18 protein-coding genes are annotated in these 22,338 nt (G+C 32.9%); 2 read left to right on the forward strand and 16 right to left on the reverse strand.

From position 1 onward, the window contains the following. Positions 1-240 precede the first annotated feature (240 nt). The 6 genes from LL966_RS06870 to LL966_RS06895 form a co-directional block, all read right to left on the reverse strand. Positions 241-1,380 (reverse strand): acyltransferase family protein, encoded by a 1,140-nt coding sequence (locus LL966_RS06870; RefSeq protein WP_229351571.1) that lies wholly within the window; start codon positions 1,378-1,380, stop codon positions 241-243. A 119-nt stretch (positions 1,381-1,499) separates the two neighbouring features. Beyond that, on the reverse strand, positions 1,500-2,147 hold the full coding sequence (locus LL966_RS06875) for a DUF1349 domain-containing protein (RefSeq protein WP_229351573.1): 648 nt from the start codon (positions 2,145-2,147) through the stop codon (positions 1,500-1,502). Positions 2,148-2,283: 136 nt separating this feature from the next. Then, positions 2,284-4,500 (reverse strand): glycoside hydrolase family 3 C-terminal domain-containing protein, encoded by a 2,217-nt coding sequence (locus tag LL966_RS06880; RefSeq protein ID WP_229351575.1) that lies wholly within the window; start codon positions 4,498-4,500, stop codon positions 2,284-2,286. A gap of 205 nt (positions 4,501-4,705) precedes the next feature. Then, complete coding sequence (locus tag LL966_RS06885) at positions 4,706-6,295, reverse strand: DUF6377 domain-containing protein (protein WP_229351576.1); 1,590 nt, start codon at positions 6,293-6,295, stop codon at positions 4,706-4,708. 265 nt (positions 6,296-6,560) lie between these two features. Then, the gene (locus tag LL966_RS06890; RefSeq protein ID WP_229351578.1) at positions 6,561-8,825 is read right to left on the reverse strand and encodes an acyl-CoA dehydrogenase family protein; all 2,265 of its coding nucleotides are present in this window, start codon (positions 8,823-8,825) and stop codon (positions 6,561-6,563) included. Positions 8,826-9,139: 314 nt separating this feature from the next. Continuing rightward, positions 9,140-10,054, reverse strand: coding sequence for an EamA family transporter (locus LL966_RS06895; RefSeq protein WP_229351580.1), 915 nt, complete (start codon positions 10,052-10,054; stop codon positions 9,140-9,142). A 108-nt stretch (positions 10,055-10,162) separates the two neighbouring features. Here LL966_RS06895 and LL966_RS06900 point away from each other — a divergent pair, with 108 nt between their 5' ends. Then, positions 10,163-11,584: an aminotransferase-like domain-containing protein gene (locus LL966_RS06900; protein ID WP_229351582.1), complete on the forward strand. Its 1,422-nt coding sequence runs from the start codon at positions 10,163-10,165 to the stop codon at positions 11,582-11,584. A 67-nt stretch (positions 11,585-11,651) separates the two neighbouring features. Here the strand turns inward: LL966_RS06900 and LL966_RS06905 are convergent, their stop codons facing one another. The 7 genes from LL966_RS06905 to aspA all read right to left on the reverse strand — a co-directional run bounded on the left by LL966_RS06905 (position 11,652) and on the right by aspA (position 19,312). Continuing rightward, positions 11,652-12,599: a bestrophin family protein gene (locus LL966_RS06905; RefSeq protein WP_317207129.1), complete on the reverse strand. Its 948-nt coding sequence runs from the start codon at positions 12,597-12,599 to the stop codon at positions 11,652-11,654. A 131-nt stretch (positions 12,600-12,730) separates the two neighbouring features. Further along, positions 12,731-13,453, reverse strand: a complete 723-nt coding sequence (locus LL966_RS06910) for a hypothetical protein (protein ID WP_229351585.1) — start codon at positions 13,451-13,453, stop codon at positions 12,731-12,733. Positions 13,454-13,536: 83 nt separating this feature from the next. Next, complete coding sequence (locus LL966_RS06915) at positions 13,537-14,919, reverse strand: HAMP domain-containing sensor histidine kinase (RefSeq protein ID WP_229351588.1); 1,383 nt, start codon at positions 14,917-14,919, stop codon at positions 13,537-13,539. Between the two features lies 1 nt (position 14,920). After that, positions 14,921-15,595, reverse strand: a complete 675-nt coding sequence (locus LL966_RS06920) for a response regulator transcription factor (protein ID WP_229351591.1) — start codon at positions 15,593-15,595, stop codon at positions 14,921-14,923. Positions 15,596-15,761: 166 nt separating this feature from the next. Next, a complete protein-coding gene (locus LL966_RS06925) occupies positions 15,762-16,379 on the reverse strand; it encodes an outer membrane beta-barrel protein (protein ID WP_229351594.1) in 618 nt (205 codons plus the stop codon). Between the two features lie 102 nt (positions 16,380-16,481). After that, the gene (locus LL966_RS06930) at positions 16,482-17,753 is read right to left on the reverse strand and encodes a BamA/TamA family outer membrane protein (protein ID WP_229351597.1); all 1,272 of its coding nucleotides are present in this window, start codon (positions 17,751-17,753) and stop codon (positions 16,482-16,484) included. A gap of 149 nt (positions 17,754-17,902) precedes the next feature. Continuing rightward, positions 17,903-19,312 (reverse strand): aspartate ammonia-lyase, encoded by a 1,410-nt coding sequence (aspA, locus tag LL966_RS06935; protein WP_229351600.1) that lies wholly within the window; start codon positions 19,310-19,312, stop codon positions 17,903-17,905. A 157-nt stretch (positions 19,313-19,469) separates the two neighbouring features. On the opposite strand from aspA, the gene LL966_RS06940 reads away from it, so the two are divergent. Further along, positions 19,470-20,048 carry a pentapeptide repeat-containing protein gene (locus LL966_RS06940; protein WP_229351602.1) on the forward strand — a complete coding sequence of 193 codons (579 nt, stop codon included), beginning with the start codon at positions 19,470-19,472 and terminating at the stop codon, positions 20,046-20,048. Positions 20,049-20,079: 31 nt separating this feature from the next. Here the strand turns inward: LL966_RS06940 and LL966_RS06945 are convergent, their stop codons facing one another. The 3 genes from LL966_RS06945 to LL966_RS06955 are packed head-to-tail and all read right to left on the reverse strand — an operon-like array spanning position 20,080 to position 22,307. Continuing rightward, entirely contained in the window at positions 20,080-20,739 is a 660-nt protein-coding gene (locus LL966_RS06945; RefSeq protein WP_229351605.1) for a hypothetical protein, read from the reverse strand. Between the two features lie 28 nt (positions 20,740-20,767). Further along, positions 20,768-21,265 (reverse strand): GNAT family N-acetyltransferase, encoded by a 498-nt coding sequence (locus LL966_RS06950; protein WP_229351608.1) that lies wholly within the window; start codon positions 21,263-21,265, stop codon positions 20,768-20,770. Between the two features lies 1 nt (position 21,266). Then, a complete protein-coding gene (locus LL966_RS06955; protein WP_229351610.1) occupies positions 21,267-22,307 on the reverse strand; it encodes a GMP reductase in 1,041 nt (346 codons plus the stop codon). Positions 22,308-22,338: the final 31 nt, after the last annotated feature.

The following is a 22,338-nucleotide window of genomic DNA, read 5'->3' on the forward strand; positions in this document are numbered from 1 at the left end:
CTTTCGTATATCAAACGTTCCTATGGAACGCAAATCTTTTGGTAATTATTTTTTTCTACCAACGAAATATGCCTAAGGAATGATAGTCTAATGCAAAAATTTCTAAAACAAAATAAAAAAAGGGATAAACAATTAAGCTTAACCCTTTAATGAATATCTATAACTAACAAAATTTAGAAATTCAATGTTTTTATTTAAGGTTCAGAGGAACAAAGCTTTTACCTTTGAACCTTTGCACCTCTAAGAAGAAACTTTTCTCTTTTGGAATTTATTCTGAAGCCAATTTCTAACGGGTTCATCATACAATTTTAAGCATACAAATGCCATAACAATACTGGCAATTAAAACTCCTATTCCTTCCATATATCCGTCTTTCATCGAGACTTTATTATCTACAACCCAAGCTGTAAACCAATAAATTAAAGGATAATGTGTAATGTAAATTGGATATGAAATATCCCCTAAAGCTTTACATATTTTTAAAGAAAGTTCATTTTTAATTTCTCCTCCGGCACCAATTACCACAATAAGAGGAAAAATTAAAATAATGCAGATCGATTCATACAAACCATTCAGCCAAAGACTGTTTTCATCGCCAAATCTTGGTAAAGCCAAAACTATGGTAATCAAAATACTGCAAACCCAAAAAGCGTTTTTTACATGAATTAGTTTTCCTAAACGACATAACAAAACACCGGCAAAAAATGGAAACAGCAAACGTGTAAAACCAACATTAAGTTGTTCTAAATTTAACGACCAGCCACCAATAACATCTCCTTTTGGTCCGAAAACAGTATAATTAATTAATAGTCCAGCAAATATCAATACAAAGACTGACATCACTTTATTAGAAAATTTACGAAAGATTAAAGCGTACAAAATATTGGCAATGTATTCGAAGAAAAGCGACCACGCTGGACCATTTAAAGGGTGCATTTCTCCCCAGCCTCTAATTTCTAAAGAAGGCGGAATTGGCAATAAAGTAAAACCTATTACCATTGTTAAAATAACTTTCCAAACTTCCATACCTCCAATCATTGGAAATAGTATGTCTGAGGCTTGAAAATAATAAAAGATAGCGCCAATGATCATTCCCATAATTACCATGGGCTGCAGGCGAATTAATCTGCGTTTGTAAAACTCCCATTGTGTCATTTTCCCCCAACGATCATCATACGCATAGGCGACAACAAATCCAGATAAAAGGAAAAAGAAATCAACAGCAAGATATCCGTGATTTATAATTTGTACAAAACGATTTCCGCCCGCGAAAGCTTCAAAAATATGAAAAGCAACTACTAAAATAGCCGCAACTCCACGAAGTCCATCAAGAATTTCGTAATGTTTTTTTGGTTTAATATCAGATGAAATTGAACTCATTTGTTTTTTGGTCTAAGTTAGGTTAGGTTTTAATTGTAGATTGCAGATTTTAGATTTTCTGCAATCTTAAAATTCAAAAATTAAGTTTGGAATTTGTGATTTTTAAATTGAAATTTAATCTACTGGTGATTTTTAAGCCATTCCGCCCTTCTTTGGTCTGGTAAGTGTTTCACAGTAAAGTTTTCGAATTTGGCTTCAAAACCTTTTCCGTCTGGAGAAGCTGCCATTAAACCAACCATAACTGGCGTATTATCTTGTAACGGCGCGTTTCTGGTCATGATGTAATTTTTATCATCAAAAGAATAGAATATCTCAACGGCATCTAATCTTCTAACGGCTTTAATCCAGATAAAAGGCGGTACTTTATCTAGAGTGGTTACGCTCCAATCGCTTTTATCGTGTGTTACAACAGTGCTAACATTAAATTTCCCGTCAACAAATTCAACACCTGTTTTGATATAATTTTTTTCATCAATGCGAATCATTAATCCCATTTGATCAAAACGAGCGATGTAATTTCCTGTCAGTTTTACTTTAGCTTCAAATTCACCACCGTAATTTGCGTAGTAAAAAGGCGCATCATCAACAGTAAATCCGTAATGCGAAATTCGCCAGTAATCGCTATTTGCAGTAACATTCATAATTAATGCATTGTTTTTAATTTCCCATTTCTCAGGTTCATTAAACCATTGCATTTTATTGAGAGTCTGTGCTGAAAGGTTTTGAAATAAGACAAAACCCATCGTAAATAATAATATTCTTTTCATTTTTTTGATTCTTTTATTTATAAAAAGTAAAACTTCTAAAATTTTACTTCTAACATCTAACTTTTAAAGACAAAAGCAAAGCTGCAAATTTTACACTTGCAGCTTTACAAACCAACCAATTTTAGAAATAAAAAACTTATTTAAGTGAAAAGTTCACCTTAGATTTTATATCTGTTGAAGAAGCTCCAATAATCGCTTCAAAATCACCAGGTTCAGCAACCCAGTCGTGTTTTTTATCGTCGAAGAAACTTAAAGCCGTTTTATCAATTGTAAAAGTTACTGTTTTTTCTTCTCCAGCTTTAAGAGCTACTTTTTCAAAACCTTTCAATTCTTTTATCGGACGAACCAAAGAAGATTTAACATCTGTAATGTACAATTGCACTACTTCTGCCCCTTCTCTGCTTCCCGTATTTTTTACGTTAACTGAGAATGTAATTTTATCTCCTGCGTTAATCTGTTTTTTATCGGCTGTTACTTTTCCGTAAGCAAAAGTCGTATAGCTTAAACCGTGGCCGAAAGAAAATAAAGGTTTGATTTTGTTTTTGTCAACCCAACGGTATCCAACAAAAATTCCTTCGTTATACTTTACTTCATCTCCACCAGGAAATTCTCCTAGAGCGTGAGCTCCGTTATCTGCTAATTTTACAGGGAAAGTGAAAGATAATTTTCCAGAAGGATTTACATCTCCAACTAAAACATTTGCTAAAGCATTTCCAGCTTCAGTTCCTAAAAACCATCCTTGAACAACACCTGGAACTTCTTTAATCCAAGGCATTGCAACTGCATTTCCAGAAATATTTACGAAAACAATATTCTTATTTACTTTTGCTAATTCACTGATTAGTTTATCCTGACCATAAGGCAATCCTAATTCTTTACGATCGTGTCCTTCATCATCTTGGTTTTCGCTTTTGTTCAAACCTCCAATAAAAAGAACAATGTCAGCATCTTTAGCTACTTTTAAAGCTTCCGCAGTTAATTCTGCTTGAGGACGTTTTTCTTCTAAACTTACTTTGGCAATCACACCATTATAATTACTTGTCGGATCTCCAACATAACCTCTTGCGTAAACAATTTCAGCTTGATTTCCGATTCTTTTCTTCAATCCTTCAAGTGGTGTAATTTCATATCTTGCTTTAAGCGAAGAACTTCCACCTCCAACTGTCATCATTTTAATGGCATTTTCTCCAATTACAGCAATCTTTTTTGTTTTAGAGAGGTTGATTGGAAGGATATTATTATTGTTTTGCAATAAAACAATTCCTTCTTCAGCAATTTTACGACCAGCTAGAGCATGTTCTTCTGTTCCAAAAGAACCAAAAGGACGATTTCTATCCATTGTAGTCAAGAAAGACAAACGCAGAATACGACGTACTTTCTCGTCTAATTCTTTTGTTCCAATTTCTCCTTTTCTGATCATTTCAGAATATGGTTTAGCTAAATAATAGTTATCATAAGCATTGCTTGTTCCCCAAGAAAGTCCGTTTGTCCATGAACCAAATTCCATATCCAAACCATTATGGATTGCTTGTTTAGTGTCATTGACTCCACCCCAATCGGAAACCACAACTCCTTTGAAGCCCCATTCTCCACGAAGAATATCATTTAATAGGTATTCATTGTGGCAGCATTGCTGTCCTTTATATTTGTTGTAAGCTCCCATAATCGACCAAACATCTCCTTCTTGAACAGCAGCTTTAAAAGCAGGAAGGTAAATCTCATATAAGGCACGATCGTCAACAATTACGTTAACCGAATTACGATTTGTTTCTTGATTGTTTAGTGCGAAGTGTTTTACACAAGCCGCTACTCCATTTGATTGAACTCCTTTAATATAAGGAACAACCATTTTTGAAGCTAAAAACGGATCTTCTCCCATGTATTCGAAGTTACGACCGTTTAATGGGCTTCTGTAGATATTTACACCAGGACCTAATAATACATTTTTGTTACGAAAACGTGCTTCCTCTCCAATTGATTTTCCATATAAAGAAGCCAATTCTTTATTCCATGTTGATGAAAGTGCAGTTAAAGCTGGAAAAGCAATACAAGAATCGTTTGTCCATCCGGCTTGATCCCATTCGTCCCATTTTACCTCTGTACGAATTCCGTGTGGCCCATCGGTCATCCAGTTTTCTGGAATTCCAAGACGTTTTACACCTGGAGAACTAAATTTAGACTGCGCATGAATCATGGCAATTTTCTCATCGGTTGTCATTCGTTTAAGCGCATCCTCTACACGCTCATTTATTGGCTTTTTATCGTCTAGATAAACTGGAACTTTGTCTTGGGCATTCATCCCAAAAGAACTTAGTAAAAGTAAAACAACAATTGTTTTTACGTTTTTTAACATAACAGTAATTATTAAAGCATTAGGTTATAATAGGGAAAGTCTTTACGAGAAAAAACTTTTTTATCATATTGTAAAACTAAAACGTTATCGTACAAGTTAGATTTTTAGATATAAAAAAGTAGTGAATTAAAAAATCAAAAAACTGACTTACAATACTTTAACTTTTTTAAAACATCAAAAAAAGTAGTAGATTTAAAATAAATAGTTATGCTTTCAAAGACATTATACCAATTTTCATGACCATTTCTTCAAAGTCATTTCGTGAAACTGCGGCCTTATTTCGAGCTCTTGTACGATAGTTGTAAATTGTGCTTAAAGAGTAACGTAAAAATGCAGCTATCTTAACACTATCTGTAATTCCTAATCTAATTAATGCAAAAATTCTAAGTTCAGTATTAAGTAATTCATTTTGTTTGAGTACAATTTGCTCTTCCGAAATTAGCAATGCATTAAAATCTTTAACGAATGTTGGATACAAATTCAAAAAGATAATATCAAAATTCTTGTACAACTCCTCCAGCTCATTATCAACCAAAGTTGTTGACTTTAGAATTTTGTAAATTTCATCAAACTGTTTTGCAGTAGCCTTTTTATTTAAAATAATGCGATAGTTTTCTAATTTATTGATGTAAGTAGAACAAAGATTAAAAAAATGAGCTATATATTCTTCTTTAACTAAATTAGATTCAGATAGTTGCAAGTTACTTTCTTGAAGCTGACTGTTTGTTTCGGTTATATCTTTATTTAATTCTGCTAATTTCTGGCTGGTTTCATAAAGTTCTGTTCGAATTCTCGAAACCTTCTTCATTTGTTTGTAAACATAAATGATTGCAACCAATAAAAATAGCGAAAGCAAACTAATGCAAAGCAGATAAATTTGTAATTCGCTTTTACGCTGGGCTTCACGTTCCTGATATACTGTATTGATAATCGAATAAACTTCTGACATCAGTAAAGTACGAAACTGAACGTTGCAATAAAGAGCGTCTTCAATGGCAGATTGTGTTAATTTATACGCCATATCTACATCTCCAATTTCATAAAAAACCAAAGCTAATTCCTGCAATGATGCATTATCTTTATTGGCATTTTTAATATCTGAAGTAGCTGAAAGTGCATAATATTTTTTTCTTGATTCTAGATCATGCATCGCCTCGGCAATCTTACCCAATAAATAGGTAATCATGGCATATTGCGGATTTTCTTGTTTTGTTTTTGCCAGTAAACCCAATAATTGACTTTTAGGCTTTTCAAATTTTTTATTAAAAATATCCTGCTGAATTCTATTGATCTGATAGTCTAATGTATTCTTGTCTAAAACAGAAAGTAACGAATCACGGTATTTTCCAATCTGTTTTCTGTATTCCAAACTGTAACTATTGGCAGCATAATGCTCAAAAAATTCGCGATAGGAAATGTAGTAATTAGGAAGCTGTGAATGCTCTAAATTCTTTTTATTGATACTTTTTAGAATGGCTTCCGATTCGCGATATTTTCCTGACGAGGAATAAAGCGTTACTAATTGTAACTGCGCCAAATTGAGAAGTTCTTTATTTTGAAGTTCTGTTGCAATTCTTAAGTTCTTTTTTACATATTGAATTGCCGAATCTGTATTTAACTTCTGATATTCAAGGTATAATGTCTTGTTGTAATTATACTCCTGCTCTTTTGTCAAATTCTCTGATTTTATCTTTTTGAAGTTGAGAATTCGCTCTTCCTTTATTTTTACGTAATGCTGTTTATTTTTTATCGCTTCATTTAATTCTTTTAAAATAACATCTGTTTTTTTTTCCAATGCAAAAACTGGAAATTTTATCAAAATAAGAATTAGAAATAAGTAATAATTTTTCAAGACGATTTAATATAAAGGAATTACAAATATAGGAAAGCGAAAATATAAAAAATGAATTATTTAACTATGGTCAAAATGTACCAAAAAAGGGTGTGATTCGTTTAATAGTCATAAATAAAAGAATCACAAATCAACTCTACAATAAATAAAATGATTTCAGCTTAAACAAAATTAAACTGAAATCATTTATTAGAATTTCATTCCAAAACTAAAGATGCGCCGCAATTGGCGCAGCCAGACAGCTTTCTGGAATATTAAATGAATTTACTAAAGCCACCGCATCAGGACGAATGTCCCAACAAAGCTGATTGACGATTTTACGAACTGCCTTCGTTTTTACGGCTTCCATATATCCATCTTCTAAATACCAAGCTTTGTTTTTTTCTATTTGCGAAAGCGCGTAAAGCTGACTTAATTTCGTTAAGATTGCTTTAGATTGCTGCTCTTCTACTTCCTTTATTGCAACTTGAAATTGCTCTAAAACAATTCTTTCTAAATAAGCTTCTGCAACCTCAATCATTTGATGCTGCACGACATTAAAGGCATCATACGCTTCTAAACCACCGTCAACAAGCTTTTTGATACGTCTTGCTGCCGAAGCCAGAATTGTTTTTTCTCTGTGAACAAAAGCTTGAAGATGAAATTCATTGTCAAGCAAATGTTCCTCATCTGTTCTGCGTGTTGCTATTGGATTCTTTTCTGTAAAAGCCGTTTTAGCATTTTCATAAACATAATTTATTATTCCAAGCGAACCCATCTCTCCAAATGATTTTCTGAATTCAGCCAAACGATTCTTAGCTACCAATTGCATTAAAACGGTATTATCACCTTCAAAAGTCGTGTAGATTTCGGTATCATTTTTTAATGCATCAATTCTATTTTCAGATAAATAACCTTTTCCTCCGCAAGCTTCACGGCATTCCTGCAGAATATCTCTTGTGCTCCAAGTTGAATAGGATTTCATTCCGGCTGCCAAAGATTCGATTTCTTGCATTTCACTTTCTGTTCTATTTAAAAATCTTTTGGTTAAATATTGAAGAGCAAAATGTACGGCGTAGGTTTTAGCTAAATGCGGCAACAATCTTCGCTGATGCATTCTATAGTTTAAAATTGGAACTTCAGAACCTCCTTCTGGTCCAAATTGTCGTCTTTGATCGCTGTAACGAATGGCAATTGTCAAACCTGATTTTGCTGCTGCTAAAGCCGAACGCGGAATTCCAATTCTTCCTCCAACTAAGGTTCCTAACATTGTAAAAAACCTTCTGTTATCACTCGGAATCGGACTTTCAAATTCGCCTTTATCATTTACAGAAGCAAAACGATCTAGCATATTTTCTTTTGGAATTATTACATTATCGAAACTAATCGTTCCGTTATCCACTCCATTTAATCCCATTTTATGCCCGCAGTCACCAATTGTTACACCATTTACCACATTTCCGTTTGGATCACGCAAAGGCACAACAAATGCATTAACGCCATAATCATGTCCGTCAATAATTAGTTTTGCAAATACAGTTGCCATTTGTCCGTGAACAGCTGCATTTCCGATATATTCTTTTTGTGCATTTTTATTTGGCGTATGAATGGTAAATGTCTGATCATTATGATTGTAAGTTGCTGTAGTTTCTAAACCTTTTACGTTAGATCCATGATGTGTTTCGGTCATAGCGAAACATCCTGGCAATTTTAGCGAACCAATATCTTTCAAATATTTAGCATAGTGTTTTTCGGTTCCCAAAGATTGCACGCTCATTCCCCAAAGTCCAAATTGCACACCGAATTTAATAACTAGACTTAAATCGTGATAGCTCAGCGTTTCCATAATCGCAAAATAATCGGCTATGTTTTCTCCACCTCCGTACTTTTTAGGGTAAGCCATATTTCCGAGATTTTCATCGGCTAAGATTTTACACCATTTGTAAACTGTTTCCCTAAAAACATTAATATCAGTTGAAGTTTCATAAGCAAATTCAGGTCTGGAAATGACAGATTTTACTTTTTTGATTATTGCGGCTTCATTTCCATCTAAAATTTGAGTAATGTTCTGAATATCAAAACTAGCATCTGTTTGCGAATCTGCTGTAAAAGAACCCGTTTTGGTTTTGAAGTTTTGCAATGCTTCTTCGCCCAAAATTCCTAAATCATTTTCTAGTTTTTTAAAATCTGATTCGATAGGCGTTAAATCTACATCACTTTCTGAAAGTGCTTTTGCAATATCAAAAATAGATTTGACAGAAGATTTATCCTGAATACTTCTTTCAATGTCAACTTTCCATTGTGCGAGTTCATTTCGCGAAGGCGGATTTGAAATATCAACTTTAGAAAGTAAATATTCTTTTTCTTCTCCTGACAAAAAATTCAATGATTTAATGAACTCTTGAAGTGTTGCAAATTCTTTCTGTGTTAGTAAATCATCTGACCACACTAAATAAAATAATGGCGTAAAAGCTTGAAGTTTTGATATTTTCATATGAATAGTATTCGGTTTTTAATAGTTTTTTGCCACAGATTACACTGATTAAAAGGATTTTTTTTCGCCACGAATTACACGAATTCGCACAAATTTTTATTTTAGATTTAAAAAATAATTCGTAAAAATTAGTGTAATTGGTGGCTGATTTTTTTGCGCAAAGAAATAATCCTTTTAATCAGTGCAATCTGTGGCTTTATTCATTTAACTGCATAAAAAAACAGGAATGAAAAATAGTCATTCCTGTTTAAACATCCTGTTAAGATTCTTGTAATTTTCGATTTTAAACCAATAAAAAATATGAAAACTAAGAATTAAGAACCCTTGGATATTGAGGTCAATTTTTGCTTTATAGCAAAAATATGATGCGAATTAAAAACTAACACTGCGGTAAAAATTATTCCGTATGCGGTAATTTGTAACGGCGTTATACTTTCTTTGAAAACAAAGGCTGCCAATCCAAATGCAATCATCGGATTGATGTTTAATAACATTCCAACTGTAGAAGAATTAATTCCAGAAAGCGCGTACAAATTCAGGAAAAGTGGTACAATTGTAAATAAGATTGCGATTGTTTCTATACAGAAATAGAATTTAAATTCCGTTGGAACCGGTCCCCCAAAAACCGGATAAAATGGTACTAAAAACAATGCAGCCAATGTAATATGAAACGTTAAAACAATAAATTTATCAAAACCTTTATTGGCGCGCTGACTTACTAAATATGCAGCATAGGTTACCCCTATAACAATGCTAAAAAGCATATCTGTTATATCGCTGTATGAAAGAAGCAAACATCCCGAAATGCTTAATCCGACAGAAAGCCATTGTGTTTTTATAAGTTTTTCATGCAGTATAAAATAAGCCAATAACGTCGTAAGAATTGGACAAACGAGATAAGCAAGAGAAGCTGCTTTTAGACTGACATGATTTACTACATAAATGAATGTAAACCAGTTCGCCATCAAAAAAACGCTTCCGCCAATATTTAATAAAACTGATTTTCTTTTTTCAGCTTTTGGTAAAGCCTTAAAGATTGCTATTGTCTCTTTTATTTGTTTTCTTTTGCATAAAAAAGCAATCAAAAGCATTAAAATCGCGCAACTGAAAACACGAAAAAACAAAATATCCAACGACGGATATTCATGAATTGGTCGCAAAACCAAACTGAAAAGTCCCCATGTGGTAAAGGCAATAATAGCCGCTATATAATACTTTGTTGTTTTCACAAAATCCTTTTTTGAATTTATTTTCTTTTGATGAAGCAAATTTCTTAAAAATAAAACAGCAATACAGATACAGTTTTTGTAAATTGCAGCATAACAGTTTCAATTTATATGAAAAATTCTAATTACTTATATCTCCAATTTGCTGACCGAATCGAGAAACAGATTAAATCTGGAGTTTTAAATGTGGGAGACAAATTGCCTTCTATACGCGAAGTATGTGCGGAAACGGGTTACAGTATGAGTACAGTAAGCAAGGCGTATTACGAAATTGAAAGCCGTTCTTTAATTGAAGCGCGACCGCAATCTGGTTATTATGTGAGTAATATATCGGCAAGAATTATCTCTGAACCTTCAGCAAGTAAGCCACGATTAAGTCTTGAAAATATTGAACGTGAGGATTTAATTGACTTGGTTTACGGCGATATGCGCACCAAAGATGTCACGATGCTTTCGCTTGGTTTTCCTTCTAATGAATTACTTCCTATCGCTAAATTAAATAAAGGAATGGTTCAGGCCATGCGCCAATTACCAAAAAGCGGAACCAGTTATGAGGAGATTCAAGGTAATAGTAATTTACGAAAAGAAATTGCCCGTTGGTCTTTTACTTGGGGCGGCTCCTTGACTGAAGATGATATTATAACTACTCCAGGCTGTATTTCGGCAATATCAGATTGTTTGCTAACACTGACAAAACCCGGAGATACTATTATTACAGAAAGTCCAGTTTATTTTGGTATTTTACAATTAGCCAGATCTTTAGGTCTGTATGTGATGGAACTTCCAACAAACATGACAACAGGAATTGAACTCGAATCGGTAAAAAAAACACTTTCCAGTAATAAAGTAAAAGCTTGCGTTTTGATGAGTAATTTCAGTAATCCGTCTGGAAGTACACTACCAAACGAACATAAAAAGGAAATTGTGAGATTAATGGATTTCTATAATGTTCCGTTAATTGAAGATGATATTCATGGCGATTTATACTTTGGCACAAGCCGACCAACAAATTGCAAGACTTATGACGAAAGCGGTATTGTTTTGTGTTGCAGTTCGGTTTCTAAAACTTTAGCTCCCGGTTATCGCGTGGGTTGGGTTTCTCCTGGCAAATTCAAAAAAGAAATTTTGAGAACCAAATTGTATCATACTATTTCTAATACGACAATTACGCACGAAGTTGTGGGAGATTTTCTAAAAAATGGTCGCTACGAAAATCATCTTAGAAAAATTCGTCAGATTTTAAATCGAAACTGCACCAATTATATTAATACGGTTTTAGAATCTTTTCCTGCAGGAACAAAAGTGAGTCAGCCTCAAGGCGGTTTTTTTCTTTGGGTGGAATTAGATAAAAAAATAGACACGGCCGCTTTTTACCATTTAGCGCTGAAACATAATATAAGTATTGCACCTGGAAGAATTTTCTCCTTTCAAAACCAGTTTTCAAACTGTATGCGATTGAGTTTTGGACTTCCGTGGTCTAATGAATTAAGAATTGCTATTCAAACCTTAGGAAAATTAGCTCATCAATTGTAAATAAAAAAAGCCGAACAACGCAACTACTCGCTGTCCGGCCAACAATTAAACATAACCAAAATGTTTATTATAAAACAAAGTAAGCACCCTTTTCAACTTTCTTAGGCTCCTCATTCAATTCGAATTCTTTTAAAATGTCAAATTCACTTTGGTATTCATTCAACATTTGTTTGATATTTCTTTCTATTGTGTTTGCAATAGTTGTCACTGGCGTATCGGTTGGACGGTTTTCAAACGGATCTTGCAAATGGATTGCCATTCTTTCAATTAGAAAGAAAGCGCCTCCAATTGCTGTAATCAACGGAATTGCAAACCAGCTTAATACACTTGTCAATCCGAAAGGCAGCAATAAAATAAACAAACACAAGGTCAATCTGATGTACATACTGTAAGTGGTCGGAAAAATGGTATTTTTAATTCTTTCGCATTTTCCCATTTCATCACATAATCTAGACAAAGTATTGTCAATTTCGACTTGCTGATACACATTGATTCTCTTTTCATTTTTAGCATTTCGCAAATCTCTAGCATGCAGCATTAAAATTGCATTCGGAACATTTTGATGATTTTTAATATATTTAATTTCATCCTCACTCATAAAACCTTCAAGAGGAGCGATTGCATCTCTGTTTCGAAGTGACTGACCCAAACTGTAACACCATGCGATTTGTCTCTTTGCAAAATTCTCTTTGAATTCACTTGCTTCAACAGAAAAATCAGGATCTTCGTAAAACGTCAATACCTGACGAATTAAAGTTCTGGAATCGTTTACAACGGCGCCCCAAACAATTCTTGCTTCCCACCATCTGTCATAAGCTTGATTTGACTTAAAAGCAAGCAATAGCGAAATAATCGTTCCAATCATTGTTGGAATTGCAATCGGAATATCTACGGGAAGTGTTACAAAATAATGGTGAAATATTTCGAATACTACAGTATAAACCAATACCAAAACAATTTCTACTTTAATTTTCCCGAGAACGTACTTCATTGGTATTCTTTTTCTTAACAACATATTTTCGGCTTTTAAATTAATATTCTTTAAGAGGCTAAGGGACTGAGGTTCTAAGGTTCTAAAGGTTAAAAAATTAAAAAAACTTAGAGACTTAGTACCTTAGAATCTTAGAATCTTAGAACCTAAGATTCTCAAACCATCTCTTCGTACAATGAAAGTACAGGAAGCCCTAATTTTTCATTGACATTTTCTTTTTTAACCTTTTTAAATTTGATTTTTTCCCCTTTTCGAGTTTCAACCAACATATCTATATTATGTTTTGAAATGGCTTCTGATAAAAATGGAGCAACACTTTCGTAGTTATCTTCAAAACTAGCAGTCTGGCTCACAATTTCGAAAGAGAAATTAGCACTTAAAAACTGCTGAACATCCTTAACGTGAATATTTCGGCTTGAATTTTCAACATAAAGCGCTTTATGAAATACTTCTTTGTTAATTTCTGTGCTTAAATGTAGAATCGGACATTTTTGATTTCCAGCTAGCTGCACCAAATATTGGTGAATTTTTTTTGTTTCTTGTTTATAAGAATGAGTCAGAATAACCAACTTAACAGCAAAAGCTTCAATAAGACGTTTAAAAATTGGCGCCGAAAGTCCGTATTGATTATGAACCTTTAGCTTAACATTTGGAGTATGATCGATAATGTAACGGCAGGTTTCTAGAATTTCTTCTTCACTTTTAGTAAGTCCAGATCTCATTTCTCTTAAAAAACTAGATGTCGAAAAGGTATCTGGAGCTTCTGAAACTAAAACTAAAATAATTTCTGATTCCGTATTTTTAGACTGATTCACGGCAGATTTTACGGCCAAGATTGTATCGTCTTTTAAAGTCGTAGGTATTAGAAAATTTTTCATAAGTATAATCTTTTAGTTTATACTTACAAAATAACTCTCAGCAAATTAGACACTTATTAATCTAAAATTAGAATTTTATAAAATCAAACATTAGATTTTTTAATATTAAGTTTTTTAAAGATGATTGTTACGATCGTGCCTTTATTTTGCTCAGACTGAACTTGTAATTCTCCTTGGTGCATTCTAATAATTTTAGAAGCCAACGGTAATCCTAAACCATAACCAATGTATTTGGTTGCAATTTTTCCTCTAAAGAAAGGTTCGTACAAATGCGGGATATCTTCGGGCGGAATTCCGATTCCGATATCGTTGATTGTAATTTTAATCATTTCGTCATTAGCCGAAAGGTTTACAAAAACTTCATTATTATCAGAATATTTAACTCCATTGGTAATAATGTTATTGATTGCCAATTCTAATAATGGTTTGTTACATGGCAATAAAAGTAAGTTAGAATCTTCTGGCGCAAAATTAAGTCTCACACTTACTCGGTTATCCGGATAAATTTTATCCAAATCCGATTTTACATCCAGCAACAGTTCGTCAATTCTGGCAATATCTGAAACTTGTTTTTGCCCGTCATAGCCCGTTTGAGTCAATTTTAAAAGACTTTCTGTCAAATTCCCTAATCTCGAAGCTTGACTGTAAATGTTTTCTAAAGATTCTACATATTCTGCTACTTCGCGTTCTTTAAGGAGCATAATTTCTGACTCGGCAATAATAGTTGTTATTGGAGTTTTTAATTCGTGCGAAGCATTATTAATAAAATTAGCTTGTATTTCGAAAGAAGTTTCCAATCGATCCAGCATATTATTAAAAGTATTGGTCAAATCTGAAATTTCATCAGAATTTCTAACTTCAGGAAGTCTATTATGAAGATTAGAAGCACTAATTCTTTTTACTTCTTTGGTAATTCTGGCTACAGGATTTATGACACGTTTGGCTAAAAATCGCCCTAAAAGAAACGCTAGAATCACAAAACCAATTCCGCCAAAAAGCATTATTTTGACAATATATACGGTCGTATCTTTTCCTTTGCGATCTCTCGCTCCGACAATCACCATATATTTCTGGTCGTTTTCTTGAAAAATCTGACCTAAATAATACTTGTTGTCTCTTTCAAAAGAATCCTTGCCGGTTTTTAAGATGTTAGTGTAAAAAGAATTAGGAAGGTTTAGATTGGTGTTATAATCGAAACTATTCTCACTATTAATTTTTAAAACATATTCTTCTTCTTCAATTAATTCTTCCAGTCCGTTTTTTTTAAGATTTTTATAATACTTAATTTTTTCTGGATCTTTTTGAAAATGAATAGAAGAAACGATTTTAGACCTATCATCAAGACGCTTAAGAAAGTGGTAACGGTTGTTTTCTCTAAACAAGAAAAAAACGATTATACACAATAGAGACGTACTAAAGGTAGAAAGGGCAACATAATTAAAAGTAATTTTTTTTCTAATATCCATTTTATGGCTTTATAACATACCCCAAACCTTTCATAGTATGAATTAATTTGGTTGCGTAAGGCTTATCAATTTTTCTTCTTAAATATGTAATATATACATCGACAACATTGGTATTCATATCAAAATTAATATCCCAAACATTATCTAAAATTTGATCTCTCGAAACAATTCTGCCCGTATTTTTGGCCAAATAATACAAAAGTTTAAATTCTTTTGCAGTCAAAACAATATTTTCTCCGTCTCTTTTTACAGATTTTGCTCTTCCATTTATTTCTAAGTCAGAAATTACAATGGTATCGATTTTTTCAGTTTCCTGATGCGATCTTCTATATAAGGCATTTACTCTCGCGTCTAATTCTCCAAATTTAAATGGCTTAACCAAATAATCATCTGCTCCAGCATTTAGTCCAGTGACAATATTTTCTGAAGTTCCTAAAGCTGTAAGCAACAAAATTGGCACAAAATTCTTGCTAGCGCGAAGTCTTCTGCAAATTTCAATTCCGTTAATATCTGGAAGCATTACATCTAAGATGACAACATCAAAAGTATAATTATGAATCATCTCCAAGGCTGTCTTACCATCCATGGCGACACTTACTTCGTTATTATTTTCTGCGAATCCTTTTCGTAGAATGGATAATAGGTTTGGTTCGTCTTCAACTATCAGTAATTTCATCTTGAGAAGTTTGTATATACAACAAAAATAAGCATTGAGTTTTAAAAATAGTACTTATTACGGATAGAAATTTTGATTTATTATGAACAATTATGTCAAAACATAAAAATAGCAGGCTAAATAGCCTGCTCATCTTTATTTATTTATGTTTTAAAGCTGTAAATCCTTAATTTTTAAAGTTAAAACTTAATACTGCTCCAAGACCAAATTGAAAAGTAGAAACATAATCTTCGACACCAACAGGGCCCCAATAAGTCCAATAATAACTACTTCCAACCGCCGCAGACATAGATTGTAAATAAGCATTGATATTTACAGAGACTGACGAAGCGGTTTTAATTTTCACACCGCCTTTTACATCCCAAGCAAAATAAGTTCCACTACCACTTCGAGGAGTTTCAATAATTCCTACACCCGCTCCAGCACCCAGATAAGGTAAAAGATTAGATCCTGTATCAAAATAATGCGTAAAATCTGCAAGTATAAAGTTGAATGCTCCCTTATCGTCGCCAGCATTTAATTGAGTTCCTGCTGGACCGTAATATGGTATTTTTACATCTGATCTTAAATACTTTAATTCAACTGAATTATCTGTTGAAAAAAAATACTCAAATCCCGCTCCGTATTGAAAACCATCTTCAATCGTTGCAGAATAACCGTCATAATCGAGCTTGTCTGAAAAATTATAACCTCCATACAAATTAAGAGAAAACGACCTCGCATCTTGAGCCTGTATTCCTATCGCCGACAGGAATACAACTAATAATAAACTGTACTTTTTCATAAATTTTTGTGTTTGAATGTTAAATGGTATATCAAATTTAAGTTTTTTCTTCTAAATTTTTATAGTTTAAAAACTTAAATTTCACACAATCAAATAATTACATCAAAACACTTCGCCCGCATTTAAGTAGAATCCTTTAGAATTATTTCCCCAAGAATAGTCGGCAACCAAATTGGTGCGTGTCTTTTTATCGATTAATATTCTGAACCCAACACCTGCGGCCGGCTGAATAGAATGAAAAAGTCCTACATTATTATCAGCATTACTTGCCGTTACAAAATTGGTAAAAACCGTTCCGCTAAGCATTTGATTGCAGGTAATTGGAAAACGAAATTCGGTTGAGAGGTAAACCAATCCATTTCCTCTAAACAAGCCTTGAGTGTAGCCTTCTCCGCTCCTACTCCGCTGATCCCAGCCAATTGCAGGTAGGTTTAAATAAGGAACATCGCCCCTAGTGATAAATTGTCCGTACGCCCAAATACCCAAAATATAACGATCATTTTTACTTGAAAGCGGAATAAAATGTCGATACTCTGCATACAAAACATTACTATATTTCTGATTGTTAAATAGAACGGGATTAAAACGATAATTAATATTAGCAAACCAGCCTCGAGATGAATTGACTTGATTATCACGAGAATCGTAAACCATATTGAAACTTACTCCCGTTAGAAAATATTCTAAATTATCAAAACCATGCAACTGACTGTAATTGTAATGATAGGTTAAATTTCCGTTTTCAATATCCAGTTCGTTGTCTTTTATATTGGTGTACCAGTCAATGTTTATACCACCTCCAACATAAAAATCCTTTCTTATTTCAAAAGAAGCCGTTTGATGAAACTTGAAATAATTATAATCCATTGATTCCGCTATCGAGTCAATACTAAAACCATCAGGACGGTCTCTTCGTGGCGGAATAATATCGGTTCCGAGTCCATAATTGGGTTGAGAAAAAATATAAAAACGATAATCGCCGCTTAGAAAAATTTTATTGTTTTTAAGCAAAATATTATTCTTAACGTTAATCATCCACTGTTTTTTCAGGGTATACAGAATCCCTAGATTCGCTACAGAATATTTATCATTTTCCTGCTTGCCCTTGAAAGTATATTGCGCAACAGCACCAAAGAAAAATCCAGTAGCGGGCTGAGAACCTATGGCTGGAATTACGAGAAAAAAATCATTTTTTGTAGGTTTGACTACATAAACGGAATCCTTCTTTTTAAAAAGTTCAAAAATAGTTTTAGGAGGACATTCTTGATTTTGAGATTCTAATTCGTTTTGAGCATTAAGAAACAATGGAAGTATAAAAAGTAAAACTGTTACTTTTATAGCATGCTGAAAATTTTTGTTATTGGAGAATTTCATGCTCGTAAAGTTTTAATTTCTAAAAAATCAAGTTTTACTTCTTTAGTAAATATAATTCATTTTCAACACTTTACACAATATAATTATTAAAAGCACAAAAAAAGCCATCAATTTCTTGACGGCTTATGATTTTCTATATTACAACAAAATTACTTTGTGATAAACTTTGGATGAATCAGATTTTCTAAAGAATAAATTTCATCCCATTTTTCCTGAGTAATCAATTTTCGTTCTAAAACTGCAATTTGATGTACACTTTTATTTGTTTTTAAAGCTTCACCTGCAATACTGGCACTTTCTTCATAACCAATAATCGGATTTAACTGCGTTACGATTCCAATGCTGTTCATGACCATATTATAGCAGTGATCTACGTTTGCTGTAATTCCGTTGATACATTTATCGATTAAAGTCTGAATAGCATTTGAAAGATAATCCAAAGACGTAAACATCGCGAAAGCAATAACGGGTTCCATTACATTCAATTGCAATTGTCCCGCTTCTGCAGCCATTGTAACGGTTAAATCCTGACCAATAACATAAAAACAAGTTTGATTTACAACTTCTGGAATTACTGGATTTACTTTTCCCGGCATAATAGAAGAACCTGGCTGACGCGCCGGAAGGTTGATTTCATTTAAACCAGTTCTAGGTCCTGAACTCAATAATCTTAAATCGTTACAGATTTTAGAAATTTTAACCGCAGAACGTTTTAAAGTCCCCATAATCTGCACATAAGCTCCTGTATCTACTGTTGCTTCAATTAAATCTGGAGAAAGTGTTAACGGAATTCCAACTTCTTCGGCTAAGTATTTTACGCAAATTTCAGGATAACCTTCTGGAGCATTTACTTTTGTTCCAATTGCGGTTGCACCCATATTAATTTCTAACAATAATTCCTGTGCATTTTTCAAACGTTGAATATCTTCTCCAATTGTTGTGGCATAAGCTTTAAATTCTTGCCCTAAAGTCATCGGAACAGCGTCTTGCAACTGTGTTCTTCCCATTTTTAAAACTTCCTTAAACTCTTCCCCTTTCTTAGCGAAAGCAACTTCCAAACCAGCAAAAGTTTTAATAAAGCTTTCCATTTTCAAATACAAAGCGATTCTAAATGCCGACGGATAAGCATCGTTTGTAGACTGCGAACAGTTTACGTGATTGTTTGGATGCAGAAAATTATATTCGCCTTTTTTATGACCAAGATATTCTAGACCGATATTGGCAATTACTTCATTAGCATTCATGTTTACCGAAGTTCCGGCGCCGCCTTGAATTAAATCGCTTACAAATTCTTTATCAAATTTACCCGCAATAACCTGATCACTTCCATAACAGATTGCTTCGGCAATTTTTGAATCGATTGCATTACAATCTTTATTAGCCAAAGCTGCCGCTTTTTTTACATATCCTAAAGCTTTGATAAACAAAGGTTCTTTTGAAATCGGAATTCCTGTAATATTAAAATTTTCTACTGCTCGAAAAGTCTGTATTCCGTAATATAAATGGTTTGGAATTTCTAATTCTCCCAGAAAATCATGTTCTTTTCTTGTTGATTCCATATCTTGAAATTGATAAATTTTGACTAAAAAATAAGTGTAAAGCTACATTATTTTATGATTTAAAAATGTAAATCAAATCAAAATCATTTATCATTTGTTCCTATTATTCTATGGTAAATTATTATCTTTTCACCCTCAAATAATTATTAGCATACAGTTGAAAAAAGAAAGCGAATATTTTCTTGATAAAGAATACAATACAATTATCTACGGTAAAGACGACCTCAATTTTAAGGATTTTGAATGCTGTATATTTAATAATTGTAATTTTTCTGCCTGCACTTTTCTGTCTGTTACTTTTATCGACTGTGTTTTTAATGATTGCATTTTTACTGAAGCAAAAATTAATTATGTAGCTTTTAGAACCGCTACTTTTAATCGATGCGAAATTAAAGAAGTAAATTTTGCGATGTGTGACAAACTTATTTTTGAAATTGGTTTTAACGATTGTATTTTGGATTTTTCTAAATTTTATACCTTAAAAATAAAAGGAACCGTTTTTACAAATTGCAGTTTGATTGCAGTAGATTTTATGGCGACAGATTTGACTGGAGTTGTTTTTGACAATTGCGATTTATATCGTTCAGAGTTCAATAAAGCAATCGCCAATAAAGCCGATTTTAAAACAAGTTACAATTATACTATTGACCCATCTAAAACTAAATTAAAGAAAGCGATCTTCTCTTTGAAAGAAGTGAAAGGATTATTGTTTAAGCATGATATACTTGTGAGTTGATTGAATAAAAATCAATGCAAGCAACTGCCTTTTATGTGTTTTGTATAAAATAACAAACGGTTTTTGCTTCTGGTTCTATAAAAACATACAAGCTTCCATCATCCCAAAAGTTCATTTTTGAAAACAAATTTTGTTCATAATCATTGTCGGCAACTACATTTGTATATTTTGTTGGCACATCATTCCAACTTGTCAATTGGCAAACAAACTTCATTTTATTATTTGTTTTAGGACACTTTGGAATATTCTGTTTTTGGTCCCAATGAGGTTTTCCTGCAATTCCTTTAATATCAAACTCATTATCTTCTGTTACGCCATCAAATTCACTTAAAGAAAAATTTTGAGCCTCATAAATTACTCTTGAATTGATGTCTAAAGTTGTATAAGCACTTCCTATTTCTGATGTGTTTTTCGGATAAATTAATTTTGGCTCATTTGGTTTTTCATAATCCAGAAATATTAAATCAATATCTAAATATATTGGGCATATTAAATTTAATTTAAAGGGAAGCCAATTGAAAACTTCATCATCATTATTTATAAAACCTAAATATTGGAAATTTGATTTAAATTCATTCTCTGGTATTATAAACTCGTCTGGTATTTCACCTCCTAGTTGATGCTTTCCGTTTTCATCAAACTCAAATTCGTATTTTTTTGTCTTATTTAAAAAATTTTTAATAAAATCCATTTGCTAATGATTTTCGTTTTCAATTTAATTACAAACCTTTTCCCATCACATAATCCTCCATTAAATACCCATTTCCAATTTCAATATCAACCGTTTCTTTGATTTCGAAACCTAATTTTTTATAGAAGTTTAAAGCTGTATTAAAGCGGTTTACGTTCAATAAAAGTTCTTTTGAATTATTCTCTAAAGCTAGTTTTTCAATAGAATTAAAAACTACTTTACCATAACCTTTTCCTTGTGTTTCTGGCAAAAGGTAGATTTTATGAATTTTAGTTATAGCTTCATTTTTATAATGATGTTCAATTCCGATAAAACCAATTAAGGATTCAGAATCTGAAATTAAATAAAACAACTGTTCTTTATTCTGAATTTGTCTTGTTAAAGCTTCATCAGAATAAATCAGATCTAACATATAATGTAATTGTTCTGCTGTTAGAATTTCGCCATACGTAATTGGCCATGTTATATGTGCAATTTCTTGAATTTTAGCAATATCTTCAACAAATGCTTCGGTAATCTTAATCATATTATTTTGTAAAAACTTGATTTTCCTGTTCGCTTACGCGGATGAAAGTCGTTCGTTTTGTTAATTCTTTTAATCGTGAAGCTCCAACATAAGTACAAGTACTTCTAATTCCGCCTAAAATATCTAAAACCGTGTAAATTACATCTCCTTTAAACGGCACCTGCACTGTTTTGCCTTCACTTGCTCTGTATTCTGCAACTCCGCCAGCATGTTTATCCATTGCGGTTTTAGAACTCATTCCATAAAATTGTTTGTATTTTTCGCCTTTTACTTCGATTAGTTCTCCGCCACTTTCTGTGTGGCCAGCCAGCATTCCGCCTAACATTACAAAATCGGCTCCCGCTCCAAAAGCTTTGGCCACATCGCCGGGAGTTGTGCAGCCTCCGTCACTTATAATATGTCCTCCTAAACCGTGTGCAGCATCGGCACATTCGATAATGGCAGACAATTGCGGATAACCAACACCTGTTTTGATACGAGTTGTGCAAACAGAACCAGGTCCAATTCCGACTTTTACAATATCAGCGCCGGCCAATAATAGTTCTTCGGTCATTTCTCCTGTAACCACATTTCCGGCGATAATTATTTTATCGGGATATTGTTTACGAGTTTGTTTTAAAAACTGCACAAAATGTTCTGAATAGCCATTTGCTACATCAATACATATAAATTTTAATAACGGATTTGCAGTAATAATTTTTCCAATTTTATCAAAATCTTCTTTTCCTGTTCCTGTACTTACTGCAATATAATCGTAGAAGTCTGGAGTTACTTTTTGTAGAAAATTATTCCATTCTTCTAAAGTGTAATGTTTATGAATGGCCGTAAAAAGTTTTTCTTTTGCCAAAACCTGAGCCATTTCAAAAGTTCCAACCGTATCCATATTTGCACCCATAATTGGAATTCCTGTCCAAGATGCTGTGCTATGCAAAAATTTAAAGTTTTGTTCGAGAGAAACCTCAGATCTACTTTTTAGTGTTGATCTTTTTGGTCTAAACATCACATCTTTAAACCCTAATTTTAGGTCCATTTCTATTCTCATAGTTCGAGATTTTGGTTACTCTCAAATATAG

This window comes from Flavobacterium chungbukense (genome assembly GCF_020805785.1).
Classification (GTDB): domain Bacteria; phylum Bacteroidota; class Bacteroidia; order Flavobacteriales; family Flavobacteriaceae; genus Flavobacterium; species Flavobacterium chungbukense.

Excerpts from the sequence above, each read along its gene's own strand:
- LL966_RS06870 (WP_229351571.1), bottom strand. The coding sequence starts at position 1,380 with ATGAGTTCAATTTCATCTGATATTAAACCAAAAAAACATTACGAAATT.
- LL966_RS06875 (WP_229351573.1), bottom strand. The coding sequence starts at position 2,147 with ATGAAAAGAATATTATTATTTACGATGGGTTTTGTCTTATTTCAAAAC.
- LL966_RS06880 (WP_229351575.1), bottom strand. The coding sequence starts at position 4,500 with ATGTTAAAAAACGTAAAAACAATTGTTGTTTTACTTTTACTAAGTTCT.
- LL966_RS06890 (WP_229351578.1), bottom strand. The coding sequence starts at position 8,825 with ATGAAAATATCAAAACTTCAAGCTTTTACGCCATTATTTTATTTAGTG.
- LL966_RS06900 (WP_229351582.1), top strand. The coding sequence starts at position 10,163 with ATGAAAAATTCTAATTACTTATATCTCCAATTTGCTGACCGAATCGAG.
- LL966_RS06905 (WP_317207129.1), bottom strand. The coding sequence starts at position 12,599 with ATGTTGTTAAGAAAAAGAATACCAATGAAGTACGTTCTCGGGAAAATT.
- LL966_RS06910 (WP_229351585.1), bottom strand. The coding sequence starts at position 13,453 with ATGAAAAATTTTCTAATACCTACGACTTTAAAAGACGATACAATCTTG.
- LL966_RS06915 (WP_229351588.1), bottom strand. The coding sequence starts at position 14,919 with ATGGATATTAGAAAAAAAATTACTTTTAATTATGTTGCCCTTTCTACC.
- LL966_RS06920 (WP_229351591.1), bottom strand. The coding sequence starts at position 15,595 with ATGAAATTACTGATAGTTGAAGACGAACCAAACCTATTATCCATTCTA.
- LL966_RS06925 (WP_229351594.1), bottom strand. The coding sequence starts at position 16,379 with ATGAAAAAGTACAGTTTATTATTAGTTGTATTCCTGTCGGCGATAGGA.
- LL966_RS06930 (WP_229351597.1), bottom strand. The coding sequence starts at position 17,753 with ATGAAATTCTCCAATAACAAAAATTTTCAGCATGCTATAAAAGTAACA.
- aspA (WP_229351600.1), bottom strand. The coding sequence starts at position 19,312 with ATGGAATCAACAAGAAAAGAACATGATTTTCTGGGAGAATTAGAAATT.
- LL966_RS06945 (WP_229351605.1), bottom strand. The coding sequence starts at position 20,739 with ATGGATTTTATTAAAAATTTTTTAAATAAGACAAAAAAATACGAATTT.
- LL966_RS06950 (WP_229351608.1), bottom strand. The coding sequence starts at position 21,265 with ATGATTAAGATTACCGAAGCATTTGTTGAAGATATTGCTAAAATTCAA.
- LL966_RS06955 (WP_229351610.1), bottom strand. The coding sequence starts at position 22,307 with ATGAGAATAGAAATGGACCTAAAATTAGGGTTTAAAGATGTGATGTTT.